General features: G+C 72.9%; 16 protein-coding genes. 7 read left to right on the forward strand and 9 right to left on the reverse strand.

Going from position 1 to position 14,689, the window contains the following annotated elements; translation table 11 throughout:
- Window positions 1-27 precede the first annotated feature (27 nt).
- From BLR12_RS10045 to BLR12_RS10055, 3 genes are all read left to right on the forward strand, one after another.
- Entirely contained in the window at window positions 28-864 is an 837-nt protein-coding gene (locus BLR12_RS10045) for an aldo/keto reductase (RefSeq protein ID WP_091377112.1), read from the forward strand.
- A gap of 103 nt (window positions 865-967) precedes the next feature.
- A complete protein-coding gene (locus BLR12_RS10050; RefSeq protein ID WP_091377115.1) occupies window positions 968-2,155 on the forward strand; it encodes a phytanoyl-CoA dioxygenase family protein in 1,188 nt (395 codons plus the stop codon).
- A gap of 117 nt (window positions 2,156-2,272) precedes the next feature.
- The gene (locus BLR12_RS10055) at window positions 2,273-2,932 is read left to right on the forward strand and encodes a histidine phosphatase family protein (protein WP_091377117.1); all 660 of its coding nucleotides are present in this window, start codon (window positions 2,273-2,275) and stop codon (window positions 2,930-2,932) included.
- A gap of 173 nt (window positions 2,933-3,105) precedes the next feature.
- Here BLR12_RS10055 and BLR12_RS10060 read toward each other — a convergent pair whose 3' ends face one another.
- From BLR12_RS10060 to BLR12_RS10075, 4 genes are all read right to left on the reverse strand, one after another.
- Complete coding sequence (locus BLR12_RS10060; protein WP_091377120.1) at window positions 3,106-3,921, reverse strand: ATP-binding cassette domain-containing protein; 816 nt, start codon at window positions 3,919-3,921, stop codon at window positions 3,106-3,108.
- A gap of 2 nt (window positions 3,922-3,923) precedes the next feature.
- Complete coding sequence (locus tag BLR12_RS10065; protein ID WP_091377122.1) at window positions 3,924-5,003, reverse strand: ABC transporter permease; 1,080 nt, start codon at window positions 5,001-5,003, stop codon at window positions 3,924-3,926.
- A gap of 71 nt (window positions 5,004-5,074) precedes the next feature.
- Entirely contained in the window at window positions 5,075-6,052 is a 978-nt protein-coding gene (locus BLR12_RS10070) for a substrate-binding domain-containing protein (protein ID WP_091377124.1), read from the reverse strand.
- 250 nt (window positions 6,053-6,302) lie between these two features.
- Window positions 6,303-7,490 carry a Gfo/Idh/MocA family protein gene (locus BLR12_RS10075; RefSeq protein WP_091377127.1) on the reverse strand — a complete coding sequence of 396 codons (1,188 nt, stop codon included), beginning with the start codon at window positions 7,488-7,490 and terminating at the stop codon, window positions 6,303-6,305.
- 212 nt (window positions 7,491-7,702) lie between these two features.
- On the opposite strand from BLR12_RS10075, the gene BLR12_RS24465 reads away from it, so the two are divergent.
- On the forward strand, window positions 7,703-7,840 hold the full coding sequence (locus BLR12_RS24465) for a hypothetical protein (RefSeq protein WP_176832453.1): 138 nt from the start codon (window positions 7,703-7,705) through the stop codon (window positions 7,838-7,840).
- A gap of 6 nt (window positions 7,841-7,846) precedes the next feature.
- Here BLR12_RS24465 and BLR12_RS10080 read toward each other — a convergent pair whose 3' ends face one another.
- Window positions 7,847-8,059 carry a hypothetical protein gene (locus BLR12_RS10080; RefSeq protein ID WP_091377129.1) on the reverse strand — a complete coding sequence of 71 codons (213 nt, stop codon included), beginning with the start codon at window positions 8,057-8,059 and terminating at the stop codon, window positions 7,847-7,849.
- Between the two features lie 115 nt (window positions 8,060-8,174).
- On the opposite strand from BLR12_RS10080, the gene BLR12_RS10085 reads away from it, so the two are divergent.
- The 3 genes from BLR12_RS10085 to BLR12_RS10095 all read left to right on the forward strand — a co-directional run bounded on the left by BLR12_RS10085 (window position 8,175) and on the right by BLR12_RS10095 (window position 9,999).
- Window positions 8,175-9,239, forward strand: a complete 1,065-nt coding sequence (locus BLR12_RS10085) for a Glu/Leu/Phe/Val family dehydrogenase (protein WP_091378411.1) — start codon at window positions 8,175-8,177, stop codon at window positions 9,237-9,239.
- Window positions 9,240-9,341: 102 nt separating this feature from the next.
- Window positions 9,342-9,581, forward strand: a complete 240-nt coding sequence (locus BLR12_RS10090) for an ester cyclase (RefSeq protein ID WP_176832454.1) — start codon at window positions 9,342-9,344, stop codon at window positions 9,579-9,581.
- A gap of 193 nt (window positions 9,582-9,774) precedes the next feature.
- On the forward strand, window positions 9,775-9,999 hold the full coding sequence (locus BLR12_RS10095; RefSeq protein ID WP_091377133.1) for a DUF3073 domain-containing protein: 225 nt from the start codon (window positions 9,775-9,777) through the stop codon (window positions 9,997-9,999).
- Between the two features lie 180 nt (window positions 10,000-10,179).
- Here BLR12_RS10095 and purM read toward each other — a convergent pair whose 3' ends face one another.
- From purM to BLR12_RS10115, 4 genes are all read right to left on the reverse strand, one after another.
- A complete protein-coding gene (gene purM, locus BLR12_RS10100; RefSeq protein WP_091377136.1) occupies window positions 10,180-11,235 on the reverse strand; it encodes a phosphoribosylformylglycinamidine cyclo-ligase in 1,056 nt (351 codons plus the stop codon).
- A 19-nt stretch (window positions 11,236-11,254) separates the two neighbouring features.
- Entirely contained in the window at window positions 11,255-12,793 is a 1,539-nt protein-coding gene (gene purF, locus BLR12_RS10105) for an amidophosphoribosyltransferase (protein WP_091377139.1), read from the reverse strand.
- Between the two features lie 89 nt (window positions 12,794-12,882).
- The gene (locus tag BLR12_RS10110) at window positions 12,883-13,491 is read right to left on the reverse strand and encodes an MBL fold metallo-hydrolase (protein ID WP_091377141.1); all 609 of its coding nucleotides are present in this window, start codon (window positions 13,489-13,491) and stop codon (window positions 12,883-12,885) included.
- Window positions 13,491-14,576 (reverse strand): S-(hydroxymethyl)mycothiol dehydrogenase, encoded by a 1,086-nt coding sequence (locus tag BLR12_RS10115; RefSeq protein ID WP_091377144.1) that lies wholly within the window; start codon window positions 14,574-14,576, stop codon window positions 13,491-13,493. Before BLR12_RS10115 ends, BLR12_RS10110 begins: the two co-directional genes overlap by 1 nt.
- Between the last annotated feature and the right edge of the window lie 113 nt (window positions 14,577-14,689).

A 14,689-nucleotide genomic window follows, 5' to 3' on the forward strand; every position in this document is an offset into this window, starting at 1 on the left:
TGCCCGCGGGCTCACCAGGCTGGCGGGGTGACCACGGTCCCCTCCGTCTCCCTGGACGACGGCGTCGCGATCCCCCAGCTCGGGTTGGGCACCGCCCGGCTCCCCGACGAGGAGACCCGGCGGATCGTCCGCGAGGCGCTCGAGATCGGCTACCGGTTCGTCGACACCGCGGCCAGCTACGAGAACGAGCGCGGCGTCGGCCAGGGCATCGCCGACTCCGGACTGCCGCGCGAGGAGGTCTTCGTCTCCACCAAACTGCGCGGCCGCGACCAGGGGTACGGGACGGCCAAGGCTGCACTGCGGGCCAGCCTGGACCGGCTCGGCACGGAGTACGTGGACCTCTACCTGATCCACTGGCCGCTCCCCCGGCTGGACCGCTACGTCGAGTCGTGGCGGGCGATGGAGGAGCTCCGCGCCGAGGGGCTCACCCGCGCCATCGGCGTCTCGAACTTCCTGCCCGAGCACCTCGACCGGCTCGCGGCGGCGAGCTCGACGGTGCCAGCGGTCAACCAGATCGAGTGCCACCCCCGGGACCCGCAGCTCGAGCAGCGCGCCGACAACGCCCGGCGGGGCATCGTCACGGAGTCCTGGTCGCCGCTGGCCAACGGCGGGGAGCTGCTGCGGCAGCCGGTGCTCACCGAGATCGGCGCACGCCACGGCCGGACGCCGGCGCAGGTGGTGCTGCGCTGGCACGTGCAGCAGGACCTGGTCACCTTCCCCAAGGCGTCGTCCCGCGGCCGGCTGGTCGAGAACCTCGACGTCTTCGGCTTCCAGCTCGACGACGAGGACATGGCCGGCATCGCCACGCTCGCCGACGGCACCCGCGTCAACGGCCAGCACCCGGAGGTCTGGGAGGAGTTCTGAGCACCACTCGATGACGGGTTCTTGAGGGATCGGCGGCCTTGTGGACGCCGCACTCCGGTCGCCAGGCTCGGGAGCGCCCACCCCGCTCAGGAAGGACGACGCCATGACCGCACCCGTCACCGCCCGGACCTCCCCCGGCTGGTTCACCGCGGACGACTGCCGCCTGGAGGACTTCCGCGCGCTCGTCGAGACGACCACCGACCTGGCCGAGTACCCCCACGCCGACGAGGTCCGGGAGAACGTCCTCGTCTACGGCCCGCGGCTGCGCGACTCCGTCGCCACCCCCGAAGGCCGCCGGGAGGTGCAGGCCGAGCTGGCCCGTGCCCTGGCCGACGGCCCGGGGATCGTCGTCTTCGCCGGCGCCTTCCCCGACACGGCGGTGGTCGACCGGGCGACGGCGGTGTTCCGGGCGATGATCGACGAGCAGAAGGCGGCCGGTGTCGTCGGCGGCGACCACTTCGCCAAGCCGGGCGCCAACGACCGCATCTGGGGCGCGCTGGACAAGTTCGCCGTCCGGGACCCGGAGGCCTTCGCCGCCTACTACGGCAGCGACGTCATCGCGCTGGTCTCCGAGGCGTGGCTCGGCCGCGGCTACCAGCTCACCAGCCAGGTCAACGTGGTGAACCCCGGAGGGCAGGCCCAGGTCGCCCACCGCGACTACCACCTGGGCTTCATGTCCGAGGAGCAGGCGCTGGCCTACCCGGCGCACGTGCACCGGCTGTCCCCGGTGATGACCCTGCAGGGGGCGGTCGCGCACTGCGACATGCCCGTCGTGACCGGCCCCACCATGTACCTGCCGCACTCGCAGAAGTACGCCCCCGGCTACGTCGCCTTCCACCGGCCGGAGTTCACCGCCTACTTCGACGAGCACTTCGTCCAGCTGCCGCTCCGGAAGGGCGACGCGGTGTTCTTCAACCCCGCCCTGTTCCACGGTGCCGGCACCAACCGCTCGGCCGACGTCCGCCGCATGGCGAACCTGCTGCAGGTCTCCTCGGCGTTCGGCCGGGCGATGGAGACGGTGGACCGGACGGCGATGTGCCGGGCGCTCCACCCGGTCCTGCTCGCACAGCGGGCCGCCGGCGCCGACGAGCGCACGCTGCGCAACGTCGTCGCCGCCTCGGCCGAGGGCTACGCCTTCCCGACCGATCTCGACCGCGACCAGCCGATCGGCGGCCTGGCGCCGGAGACCCAGGCCGAGCTGGTGTGGCGCGCCCTCCAGGCGGGCTGGTCACCCGAGGCGCTGTTCGCCGAGCTGACCGCCCAGGCCGAACGACGCTCCAGCGCCCCGTGAGAAGGGACCACCCCTCCCCCCACGCCTCGCAGGCCAGGGGTGGGTTCCTGAGGGGCGGCCGTTCGGTGTCGGGGGAATCCGGGGGCGCCGGTCGCGCGATCCGGGCAGGATGACCCGGTGCCCTCCGAGCACCGCGACACCGACGTGCTCCTCGTCCGGCACGGGGAGGTCGTGCACGCGGACCCCGAGCACCCCCACCCCCTGCTCGAGGACGGACAGGGCGACCCGCCGCTGTCGGCGCTCGGACGCGCGCAGGCCGAGGCGGTGGGACGACGCCTCCGCGCCGCCGGGCTCGACGCCGTCTACGTGACGACGCTGCGCCGCACGCTCGAGACCGCGCAGCCCCTGATCGACGTCACCGGCATCCGGCCGAGGGTCGAGCCCGACCTGCGCGAGCTGCACCTCGGCGAGTGGGAGGACGGCCTGGTCCTCCAGCGCCTGGCCCAGGGCGACCCGGTCGCCGCCCGGGTCGTGGCCGAGCAGCGGTGGGACCTCATCCCCGGTGCGGAGCCGGCCGCGGCCCTCGCTGTCCGGGTCCGCGCCGCGCTGCAGCGGATCGCGGCGGCGCACCCCGGCGGGCGGGTCGCCGTCTTCACGCACGGCGGGGTCATCGCCCAGGCCCTCGCCCTGGCCACGGAGGCGCCGCCCTTCGCCTTCCTGAGCAGCCGCAACTCCTCGCTGTCCCAGCTGGCCCTCGCCGGGGAGCGCTGGACCGTCCGCCGGTTCAACGACACCGCACACCTCGATGACGACCTCCTGCGGGTCGGCGTCCCCTGACCTGACCGCACACGACGGCGCCCGCCGCCCCGAACCGCAAGGTCCGGGACGGCGGGCGCCGCGGCCACCCTCCCGGGTCCCGCCGGCCCCGTCCAGAGGCTCGCCGCGAGCTTGCGAGCGGTGAGGAGGACGGGGTCCTTCTCCGAGGCGTGGGGGGGAGGGTGGTCCTTCCACTAGCGCTTGAGCTCGTGGGAGAGCTCGGCGAGCTCCTGGCCTCCCGCCATCTCGGCGGTCAGCTCCTCGAGCGTGACCTCCGAGCGCTTCTTGTCCAGCACCCGGCGACCGAGCTTCAGGATGACGAAGTGGTCGCCCACCATGTAGGCGTGGTGCGGGTTGTGCGTGATGAAGACGACCCCGAGGCCGGCGTCGCGGGCAGCGGCGGTGTACTTGAGCACCACGCCCGACTGCTTGACACCCAGTGCCGCGGTGGGCTCGTCCAGGATCAGCACCCGCGCACCGAAGTAGACCGCCCGGGCGATCGCGACGCACTGCCGCTGACCGCCGGAGAGCGTGCCGATCGGCTGGTTGATGTCCTTGACGTGGATCCCCATCTTCTGCAGCTCGGCGTCGGCGATCTCCCGCATGGCCTTGATGTCCAGCGGTGCGAGGGGGTAGTTGCCCTTGCGGATCTCCGAGCCGAGGAAGAAGTTGCGCCAGACCTCCATCAGGCCCACGACGGCGAGGTCCTGGTAGACGGTGGCGATCCCCGTGTCGAGGCTCTCGCGCGGTGAGGAGAAGTGCCGCTCCTTCCCATCGACGCGGAGCGTCCCCTCGGAGTGCGGGTGGAGGCCTGAGATGATCTTGATCAGGGTGGACTTGCCGGCGCCGTTGTCCCCGAGGACGCAGGTCACCTCGCCGGCGTTGACGGTGAGATTGACGTCCTCCAGCGCCCGGATGGCGCCGTATGCCTTGCCGACCCCCTGCATCTCGACCAGGGGTTCACCCCTGTTCAGGTCTGGCGCGGCGTGCTCGGCGATGGTGTCGGTCATGGTCACTTCCTCCGAGCGGCGTAGTTCTTGACGTACAGGTTGACCATGACGGCGAGCAGCAGCATCACGCCGAGGAAGGTGCGGAACCAGTTCGGGTCCCAGCCGGCGAAGACGATGCCCTGCGTGGTCATGCCGAAGATGAGGGCACCCAGCGCCGACCCGACCGCCGAGCCGTAGCCGCCGGTGAGCAGCGCTCCGCCGACGACCGCGGCGATGATGTAGACGAACTCGTTGCCCACGCCGATCCCGGCCTGCACGGTGCTGAAGTTCATCAGCAGGTGCATGCCGAGGAACCAGGCGAGGAAGCCGACGGCCATGAACAGGCCGATCTTGACCTTGCGGACGGGAACACCGACCGCGCGGGCGCTGGCCTCGTTGCCACCGGAGGCGAAGATCCAGTTGCCGACCCGGGTGCGCAGCAGGACCCACGTGCCGACGGCCACGAACAGCGCCCACCACAGGATGGTGATGTTCAGGGTGATGAGACCCAGGTCGACGTCGGAGGCGAACACGGCCCGTGCGGAGTCGAAGCCGTCCAGCTGGTTGATGTTGGGCGTCGCGACGGCACCGGTGATCAGCCTCGTGACGCCGAGGTTCAACCCCTGCAGCACGAAGAACGTGGAGAGCGTCACCAGGAAGCTCGGGATGCCGGTGCGCACCACCAGCCAGCCGTTGAGGAAGCCGATGGCCAGGGCGACGACCAGGCTGACCACGACGCCGACCCACACGTTGAGGCTCAGCTGGTAGCACAGCATCGCCGCGGTCAGCGCCGCCGTGGTCACCGCGACACCGGCGGACAGGTCGAACTCGCCGCCGATCATGAGCAGTGCCACCCCGACGGCCACGATGCCGATCGTCGCGCTGGCGTACAGGTAGGTCGACGCCGCGGGGAGGGACCGGAAGGTCGGGGCGGCCGCGTAGAAGAAGAGGAAGACCGCGATGGCGGCCGCGAGGGCGCCGACCTCCGGGCGGGCGAGCACCCGGGACACCAGCGACCGCTGCTGGCGGGGCGGCGCGGCGGGCGCACCGGCGGCGGGCGGGGGTGGTTGGGATGAGGGCTGTGTCGCCACGGACGAGCTCATGGCCTGGCTCCCAGGGGGTGTGGGTGTGGGCGGGGGGAGCCGGGCAGGGCGCCCGGCTCCCCCCGGACGGACTAGCGGGTGTTGTTCTCCGTGTAGGGCAGGATCGCGTCGATGTTGCTCGAGTCGACGATCGACGGGCCGGTCAGGACCGGACCACCACCGCCGATGTCGTTCCCGTTGGTGATGTTGAGCCACAGCGAGGTCACGGCCATGTAGCCCTGCACGAAGGGCTGCTGGTCGACCGAGAACGCGATGCCGCCGCTCTGGATCTGCTGGGCGACGTCCTGGTTCAGGTCGAAGGTGGCGATGGCGGCCTGGCTGCCCGCGTCGTCCTTGGACTGCTGTGCTGCCAGCGCGATGTCCGCACCCAGCGCGACGATGGCGGTGACCGACGGGTCCTGCTGCAGCTTGGCCCCGATCGTCTGCTGGACCGACGGGAGGTCACGCCCGTTGACGTAGAGGATCTCGGTGTTGGGGTAGGTCTTGGCGACGCCGGCGCAGCGGGTCTCCAGCTGCACCTGGCCCTGCTCCTGGATGACGCAGACGGTCTTCCCGGTGGACCCGGTCTCGGCGAGCTGGGTGCCGACGGCCTGCCCGGCGAGGTCCTCGTTCGAGCCGAAGTACATGGAGACGCCGTGGTCCCGGTACTGGTCCCCGCCGGCGTTGAACGCCACGACCGGGATGCCGGCGTCGACCGCGTCCTGTGCGGCCGGCCCGATGGCGTCGGGCGTGGGCAGGGTGACCGCCACGCCGTCGACGCCGCTGTCGATGGCGTTCTGCACGAGCGTGGCCTGCCGGCCGGCGTCGGGGTCCGCGGAGTAGTTCAGCGTGATGTTGTGGTTGGCGGCCGCGGCCTCGGCCCCGTTGCGGATCTTGTCCCAGAACGTGTCACCGGGGGCCTCGTGGGTGACCATCGCGATGGTGTACTCCTCGCCGGCGGCGGCCCCGCCCTCGTCCTGCGCACCGCCCTCGCTGCTGCACCCGGCCACCACCAGGCCCAGGACGCTCACGGCGGCCAGCGTCTTCAGCGGCTTTCCGACAGTTCTCATCGGTGCGTTCCTCTCGCGCGATCCACCAGGGAGGGTGCCCCTGAGACGCTATGTTCGGACAAACTGACATGAGGAATGTGACACGACTAACATGGGCCGTCAATAGCCTCCCCGTCGAGGCCCCGGCCCGACAGGGGCATCGCCCCGGCACCGCTCCGACGGCCGAGCGGGACGGGCCGAGGCGCCATGGGGCGGCAGGACTCCCGGCGGCGACGGGCCGGGGCGGCGGGTGCGGCAGAACCCCCGGCGGCTACCCGCCGGTGACCTCGTCCCGGGGGGTCGGGACGTCGACCCAGCCGCGGACGGCCGCGGACTCGGCCATCGCCTCCAGCGCGACAGCGGCGTGGACGGCGTCGTCGATCCGGGTCCCGTGCGGACGGCCGTCGGCGATGGAGCGCAGGAAGTCGGCGCACTCGACGACCTTGAGGTCGTCGTACCCCATGGCGATGCCCGAGCCGGGCTGGAACGCGGCGTACGCGCCGGCGCCGGGGCCGACGTGCACGGTGCTCACGGGCTGGTCCTGGTAGGCGACCCCTCGGCCGACCCCGAGCTCGCCCATCCGGCGGAAGTCCCAGAACAGCGCGCCGGCGGTGCCGTGCACCTCGAAGCCGTAGCTGTTCTGCTCGCCGACGGCGACGCGGCTGGCCTCCAGGACGACGCGCGCACCGGACGTCGTGCGCAGCAGGGCGGAGACGTAGTCGTCGTTCTCCACGGGGCCCGGCTCACCGCCCACGGCACGGGCGTGCCCGGACGTGGCTCCGGAGGGCCGGGCCCGCTGGCCGATGAACACGGCGGTGTCCGCGGCCACCGAGGCGATGTCACCCAGCAGGTGGCGGACCATGTCCACGGCGTGCGACGCCAGGTCACCCAGGACGCCGCTGCCTCCCCGGGCTGTCTCGAACCGCCAGGTGAGCGCCCCGTCGGGATGCGCGGCGTAGTCGCTGAAGAAGCGGACCCGGGCGTGCGTCACCGCCCCGATCTCCCCGTCCGCGATCATCTGCCGGGCGGCGGCGACAGCCGGGGCGTGCCGGTAGTTGAAGCCGACCGCGCTCTGCACACCGGATTCCCGGACGGCCGCGGCGACCGCACGGGCGTCGTCCGCGGTCAGCCCGACCGGCTTCTCGATCCAGACGTGCTTGCCGGCCCGCGCCATCTCGACGCCGATCTCGCGGTGGACGAAGTTGGGCGCCGTGATGCTGACCGCCGCGACGCGGGGATCGCCGAGCACCGCGCGCCAGTCCTGGACCGGCGAGTCGAACCCGAACTGCTCCGCCGCACCCTCCGCCCGGCCCGGGACCTCGTCGGCGACGACCACGAGGTCAGGGACCGGCAGTTCGGGGAAGTGGTGCCGGACGCGCGCGTAGGCCTGGGCGTGGGCGCGGCCCATCCAGCCGAAGCCCACCACCGCCACGCCGATGGAACGGACACCACGAGTCATGTGGCCCGACGATAGTGGGACCACACCGGTCACCTCGAACGACGCATCGTGGCGACCCGGCTCAGGTCGGGAGGACGAGATGGTCCGCAGGTCGCTGTTCCGTCCGGGGTTGCAGGAGGGACTGCTCGACCTGCTGCGCCCTCCGTCGCCGCGACTGGCCGCTCAGCTGAGCGAACGGGTGCGTCCCCGGCTGGCCGAGGTGGCGCACGACCGTGCCGGCCGGCCGGCCGGCCGCGGAGGTACGCGTCGCTCTCGAGGACGTCGTGCGCTCGGCCGGGGGGACCCCCGACCTCGATGCGCTCACCGAGTTCGCGGAGCAGATCGAGGCCGGGCAGAACCCCTTCGCCTGACCGGGGTCAGCGGGTGCGGAACAGCCGTCGGTGCGCCTGCTGGCGGAGCAGGGTGGCGACCTCGCCGCCGTCGGCGGCCTGGCCGGCCTCGACGATCAACTCCAGGTCGTTGAGCTCGGCGGCCGAGGAGTAGCCGGCCAGCTCACGCTCGAGGGTGAGGCGGGTCCGGCGCCGGGCGCGCGGGAGGGAGGGGCGGAGGGAACGGGGCGAGCGGGACATGGCATTTCTCCGGACATGCTGACAAGGTGTGTGCACCTCATACAAGCGCGCCGCCGCCCCGGGAATTCGGCACGACGCTGTGAGTGTCCGCACGTCGGCGATCTACGCTCGCCTCGTGGACGTACTCGGCTCCGGTCACGAACAGGTCGTCTTCTGCTCCGACCCCGGCTCCGGGCTGCGGGCGGTCATCGCGATCCACTCGACCGCGCTGGGGCCGGCGCTCGGCGGGACCCGGTTCTACCCCTACCCGAGCGAGGACGCCGCGGTCGCCGACGCCCTCGCCCTGTCGCGGGCCATGTCGTACAAGAACAGCCTGGCCGGCCTGGACCTGGGCGGCGGCAAGGCCGTCGTCATCGGCGACCCGCACACCGACAAGACCGAGGCGCTCCTGCGCGCCTACGGCCGGTTCGTGGAGTCCCTGGGCGGGCGCTACCTCACCGCCTGCGACGTCGGCACGTACAACGCCGACCTCGACGTCGTCGCCCGGGAGACCCGCTTCGCGCACGGCCGGTCCCTGGCGTACGGCGGCTGCGGGGACTCCTCGGTGCTCACCGCCCACGGCGTCTTCCAGGGCATGCGCGCCGCCGCCCAGCACCGGTGGGGCAAGCCCTCGCTGGCCGGGCGCACCGTCGGCGTCGCCGGGGTGGGCAAGGTGGGCAGCTGGCTGGTCGACCGGCTGGTGGAGGACGGCGCCGACGTGGTGGTGACCGACGTCGACGCGGGCGCGGTCGAGCGGGTGCTGGCCCGCCACCCCGCGGTGGACTCCGTCGCCGACACCGCGGCGCTGGTCCGCACGCCCACCGACGTGTACGCCCCCTGCGCGCTGGGCGGCGCACTGGACGACGAGACCGTTGCGGTGCTGGAGGCCGAGATCGTGTGCGGCGGGGCGAACAACCAGCTGGCGCACGCGGGCATCGCCGACGAGCTGCTGCGTCGCGGTGTCCTCTACGCGCCGGACTACCTGGTCAACGCCGGCGGGGTGATCCAGGTCGAGGACGAGCGCCACGGGTTCTCCTTCGAGCGCGCCGAGGCCCGCGCGAACGGCATCTTCGACGTCGCGCTGCGGGTCTTCCGGGCCGCGGACGAGGCCGGGGTCTCCCCCGCCGTGGCCGCCGACCGGCTGGCCGAGGAGCGGATCGCCTCGGTCGGGCGGCTGGCGACCATCCGGCTGCCGAGCTGAGGCCGCGGCGTCCTCCGGCAGCAGTACGCGGACGATGCCGTCGGCGAGGCACCCGAGCCCGACCGGCTCGACGGCGACGACGCGCTGGACGAGGGCTGGCTCGTGGGTACCAACAGCGGGACGCTCAGCTCCCCCGAGGGCGACCTACCGCCCACCGGCCGGCGACTCCGACTGCGCGAGTGCGACGTCATCACGGTCCGGGGCGGCAGGGCCGTCTCCCACCGCTTCTACTACGACCGGCTGGACTTCGCGTCCCAGCTCGGCCTGGTGGAGTCCGGCACGTCCACCGTCCCCGCCCCTCGGACCGGTACGGACCAGCCAACGCAGACCCCGGTCTCCTGACGCCCGGAGTCGTGCGGTGCGGCGTGGCGACCAGTGCGGCGACCCCGGTCGGGCGACAGCGGGGGGAGACCCGTGCCGGTCGCCGATCCGTGTCGTAAGCTCGGTCGAGACAAAGACACTCAGTCGGGGTCGCCACGCGGGCCGTCCAGCCCGGAGCTGGGCTCCCGTACTCCGTAACGAGGGGGTCGAGCCGATGGGGCGCGGCCGAGCGAAGGCCAAGCAGACACGCGTGGCCCGTGAGCTCAAGTACAGCTCACCGAACACCGACCTCTCCGCCTTGCAGCGCGAGCTGGCCGGTTCACCGTCGTCGTACGCCACGCCCTCCCGGGCGAGCACGGACGACGACGATGACGACGGCGAGTACACCGACCGCTGGGCGGACGACGACACGGACGACGACTGGGCGGCCAGTCGTTGATCTCCGCCTGACCGGTACGGGTTGAACCGACGACACCGCAGTCCCCGCGGGGACTGCGGTGTCGTCGTACGCCCGGGAGTTGCGGTCGGCCCCGTCCAGAGGCTCCGGCCCAGTGCCGCGCAGGCCCCGTCCAGGGGCTCGCCGCGAGCCTGCGGGTGGCGAGGAGGACGGGGTCCTCTCTCAGCGGTACTCGCCGACCAGGCGTGCGGCGTCGGCGCCCGTCCGGGTGCCCACGGTGCCGGCGATCCAGGCCGGCACGCCGCGCTCGGCGAGGGCGGCCAGGACGCCGTCGGCGACGCCGGGGGCAACCGCGGCGACCATGCCGACGCCGCAGTTGAACGCGCGCTCGGACTCCGCGCGCGGCACCCCGTGCTCCTCGAGCAGCGAGACCGCGGCCGGCAGCGCCCAGGTGCTCCGGTCGAGCACCGCCTCGAGCCCGTCGGGGACGACCCGCGCGGTGTTGCCCGCGAGGCCCCCGCCGGTGATGTGCGCGTAGGCGTGCACGCCCTCGACACCGAACCGGTCGACCAGGGCGAGGCAGTCCAGCGCGTAGATGCGGGTCGGCTCGAGCAGCACCTCACCCAGCGGCCGGTCCAGCCCGGCGGGCGTGGCGGTGAGGTCCAGGCCGGCGGCGGAGACCACGCGGCGCACCAGCGAGTAGCCGTTGGAGTGGAAGCCCGACGACGCCATGGCCACGACGACGTCGCCGTCGCGGACCCGCTCGGGCCCCAGCACCGCGTCGGCCTCCACGACACCCACCGCGGTGGCCGCGAGGTCGTAGTCGTCGGGGGCCATGAGGTCGCCGTGCTCGGCGGTCTCCCCGCCGACCAGCGCGGCACCGGCCAGCCGGCAGCCGGTCGCGATGCCGGTGACGATCGCCGCGATCCGCTCGGGGACGACCTGGCCGCAGGCGACGTAGTCCTGCAGGAACAGCGGCTCGGCGCCGCAGGCGACCAGGTCGTCGACGACCATGGCGACCAGGTCGATGCCGACCGTGTCGTGCCGGTCCAGCTGGCGGGCGAGGGCGATCTTGGTGCCGACGCCGTCGGTGGAGGAGGCCAGCAGCGGCCGGCGGTACCGCGCCGTGTCCAGCGCGAACAGCCCGGCGAACCCGCCCAGACCACCGACGACCTCCGGGCGGTTGGTCTGCTCCACCGCCGTCCGCATGAGGGCGACGGCCCGCTCACCGGCGTCGATGTCGACGCCGGCAGCGGCGTAGGTGAACTCCTGGCTCACGGCGCGGTCCTCGAGGAGCTCACGGGCGGGTCAGGGCGTCGTCCGCGCCGCCCGGCACGGTGGCGCTGCCGGCCTGCTGGCCGGTCCACCCGCTGACCGCCCGGCGGCCGATGCCCTCGAGCAGGTGCTTGCCCAGCAGCTCGCTCTCCTCCAGCGGGATCGGGTACTCGCCGGTGAAGCAGGCGGTGCACAACCGGTTGACCGGCTGCTCGGTCGCCGCGATCAGGCCCTGCTCGGAGACGTAGCCGAGCGAGTCGGCGTTGATCGAGGCCCGCACGCCGTCGACGTCCAGGCCGTTGGCGATCAGCTCGGCGCGGCTGGCGAAGTCGATGCCGTAGAAGCACGGCCACTTCACCGGCGGAGAGGCGATGCGCACGTGCACCTCGACCGCGCCGGCCTCGCGCAGCATCCGGATCAGCGCCCGCTGGGTGTTGCCGCGGACGATCGAGTCGTCGACGACGACCAGCCGCTTCCCGCGGATGACGTCGCGCAGCGGGTTCAGCTTGAGCCGGATGCCGAGCTGGCGGATGGTCTGGCTCGGCTGGATGAAGGTGCGCCCGACGTAGGAGTTCTTGACCAGGCCCAGCCCGTAGGGGATCCCGGAGGCCTCCGCGTAGCCCACCGCGGCCGGCGTGCCGGACTCGGGGACCGGGATGACCAGGTCGGCCTCGGTGGGGTGCTCCTTCGCCAGCCGCCGGCCGATCTCGACCCGGGCGGCGTGCACGCCGCGGCCGCTGATCGTGGTGTCGGGGCGGGCGAGGTAGACGTACTCGAAGACGCAGCCCTTGGGCTCGGCCGGGGCGAAGTGCTGGCTGCGCAACCCGTTCTCGTCGATGGCGATCAGCTCGCCGGGCTCCACCTCGCGGACGACGGAGGCGCCCACGATGTCCAGGGCCGCGGTCTCGCTGGCGACCACCCAGCCGCGCTCCAGCCGGCCCAGCACCAGGGGACGCACGCCCTGCGGGTCACGGGCGGCGTAGAGGGTGCTCTCGTCCATGAAGGTGAAGCTGAAGGCACCGCGCAGCTGCGGCAGCACCTCCATCGCGGCGGCCTCGAGCGAGAGGTCGGGGTGCGCGGCGATCAGCGCGGTGACCAGGTCCGAGTCGTTGGTGGCGACGAACGCGCCCGGGACGCCGGCGTCCGCGGCCCGGGAGGCCAGCTCCGCGGTGTTCACGAGGTTCCCGTTGTGACACAGCGCCAGGCCGGTCCCGGCCACGGTCGTGCGGAACGTCGGCTGGGCGTTCTCCCACGTGGAGGCGCCGGTCGTGGAGTACCGGGTGTGCCCGACGGCGAGGTGGCCGCGCAGGCTGCCCAGGGTCGCCTCGTCGAAGACCTGGCTGACCAGCCCGAGGTCCTTGTAGACCACCACCGACGAGCCGTCGGAGACGGCGATGCCCGCCGCCTCCTGGCCGCGGTGCTGGAGGGCGTAGATACCGAAGTAGGTCAGCTTCGCGACCTCCTCCCCCGGCGCCCACACACCGAAGACGCCACAGGCGTCCTGGGGTCCGGGGGACTGGGGATCGAGGTCGTGCGTCAGCCGTCCATCACCGCGAGGCACTCGTCGAGGGTACCGGCGCGGGACGGGTGCGACCGGGCGGGCGGGGTGGTCCGCACCACCCCGCCCGCCCGACGCTGCTGGTCACCTGCTCAACGCACGTTCCGCATCTCGTCGGCGATGGTGGTGTCGTCGCCGTGCCCGGTCCGCACGACGGTGTCACCGTGCAGGGTGAGCAGCCGTGACCGGATCGAGTCCAGGATCGTCGGGTGGTCGCTGAACGACCGCCCGGTCGCGCCGGGGCCGCCGCAGAACAGCGTGTCGCCGGTGAACACGGTGGCCAGGTCAGGGGCGTGCAGGCAGGTGCTGCCCGGGGAGTGGCCGGGGGTGTGCAGCGCGGTCAGCGTGGTGCCGGCCACGGTGAACCGGGTGCCCTCGGCCAGGTCGCGGTCGGGGGCGGCGTCGGGGTGGACGACGTCCCACAGCATCCGGTCGGCGGGGTGGAACCAGATCGGCGCGCCGGTGGCCTCGCGCAGCGCCACGGCGGCGGTGATGTGGTCGTTGTGCCCGTGGGTCAGCACGATCGCCGTCACCGTCCGCCCGCCGACCGCCTCCAGGATCGGGGCGGCGCGGTGCGGGGCGTCGATGACCAGGACCTCGTCGTCGTCGCCGACCAGCCAGACGTTGTTGTCGACGTCGAAGTCCTGCCCGTCCAGGGAGAAGACGCCGGGGACGACGGTCTTGTCGATGCGTGCGGCCATCAGAAGACCACCACGCTGCGCAGCACCTCGCCCCGGTGCATCTTGTCGAAGGCCGACTCGACGTCGTCGATGCCGATCGTCTCGGACACGAAGTCCTCCAGCGGGAAGCGGCCCTGCCGGTACAGGTCGATCAGCATCGGGAAGTCCCGGGAGGGCAGGCAGTCGCCGTACCAGGAGGACTTGATCGCCCCGCCGCGGCCGAAGACCTCGATCAGCGGCAGGGTGATCTGCATGTCCGGGGTCGGGACGCCGACCAGCACCACCCGGCCGGCCAGGTCGCGGGCGGAGAAGGCCTGCTCGAACACCGCCGGGTGGCCGACGGCGTCGATGGCGACGTCCACGCCGAACCCGCCGGTGGCGGCCTTGACCGCCTCCACCGCGTCGGTCTGCTTGGAGTTGACGGTGTGGGTGGCGCCGAACTGCCTGGCCCACTCGAGTTTCCGGTCGTCGATGTCGACCGCGACGATCGTGGTCGCCCCGGCGAGCTTGGCGCCGGCGATCGCGGCGTCCCCCACCCCGCCGCAGCCGAACACCGCCACGCTCTCCCCGCGGCGCACCGCGCCGGTGTTGATCGCCGCACCGACCCCGGCCATCACCCCGCAGCCCAGCAACCCGGCGGCGGTGGCCGGGGCGGTGGGGTCGACCTTGGTGCACTGCCCGGAGTGCACCAGCGTCTTCTCCACGAACGCGCCGATGCCCAGCGCCGGGGACAACTCGGTGCCGTCGGCGAGGGTCATCTTCTGCGCGGCGTTGTGCGTGTCGAAGCAGTACTGCAGCTCGCCCTTCAGGCAGGCGCGGCACTGGCCGCACACCGCCCGCCAGTTCAGCACCACGTAGTCCCCGACGGCCACGTTGGTGACGCCCGCGCCGACCGCGGCCACCGTGCCGGCGGCCTCGTGGCCGAGCAGGAACGGGAACTCGTCGTTGATGCCGCCCTCCCGGTAGTGCAGGTCGGTGTGGCAGACCCCGCACGCGGCGATGTCGACCACCGCCTCACCCGGCCCCGGGTCCGGCACGACCACCGTCTCCACGCTGACCGGCGCTCCCTTGCTGCGGGCGACGACGCCCCTCACCTCGTAGGCCATGGGCGGAGCCTATGCCCGACCGGCGACCCGCCTGTGCCTGACCGGCGACTCCGGCCGGTCATGAGTTGGACACCATCCGGCCGCCCGCTCCGCAACAATCCGGTCTCGACCTG

The organism is Geodermatophilus sp. DSM 45219, from assembly GCF_900104025.1.
GTDB lineage: Bacteria > Actinomycetota > Actinomycetes > Mycobacteriales > Geodermatophilaceae > Geodermatophilus.

What these genes read in the sequence shown, in the direction of transcription:
- BLR12_RS10050 (WP_091377115.1), top strand. Translation starts at nt 968, where the DNA reads ATGACCGCACCCGTCACCGCCCGGACCTCCCCCGGCTGGTTCACCGCG.
- BLR12_RS10060 (WP_091377120.1), bottom strand. Translation starts at nt 3,921, where the DNA reads ATGACCGACACCATCGCCGAGCACGCCGCGCCAGACCTGAACAGGGGT.
- BLR12_RS10065 (WP_091377122.1), bottom strand. Translation starts at nt 5,003, where the DNA reads ATGAGCTCGTCCGTGGCGACACAGCCCTCATCCCAACCACCCCCGCCC.
- BLR12_RS10070 (WP_091377124.1), bottom strand. Translation starts at nt 6,052, where the DNA reads ATGAGAACTGTCGGAAAGCCGCTGAAGACGCTGGCCGCCGTGAGCGTC.
- BLR12_RS10075 (WP_091377127.1), bottom strand. Translation starts at nt 7,490, where the DNA reads ATGACTCGTGGTGTCCGTTCCATCGGCGTGGCGGTGGTGGGCTTCGGC.
- BLR12_RS10080 (WP_091377129.1), bottom strand. Translation starts at nt 8,059, where the DNA reads ATGTCCCGCTCGCCCCGTTCCCTCCGCCCCTCCCTCCCGCGCGCCCGG.
- BLR12_RS10095 (WP_091377133.1), top strand. Translation starts at nt 9,775, where the DNA reads ATGGGGCGCGGCCGAGCGAAGGCCAAGCAGACACGCGTGGCCCGTGAG.
- BLR12_RS10110 (WP_091377141.1), bottom strand. Translation starts at nt 13,491, where the DNA reads ATGGCCGCACGCATCGACAAGACCGTCGTCCCCGGCGTCTTCTCCCTG.
- BLR12_RS10115 (WP_091377144.1), bottom strand. Translation starts at nt 14,576, where the DNA reads ATGGCCTACGAGGTGAGGGGCGTCGTCGCCCGCAGCAAGGGAGCGCCG.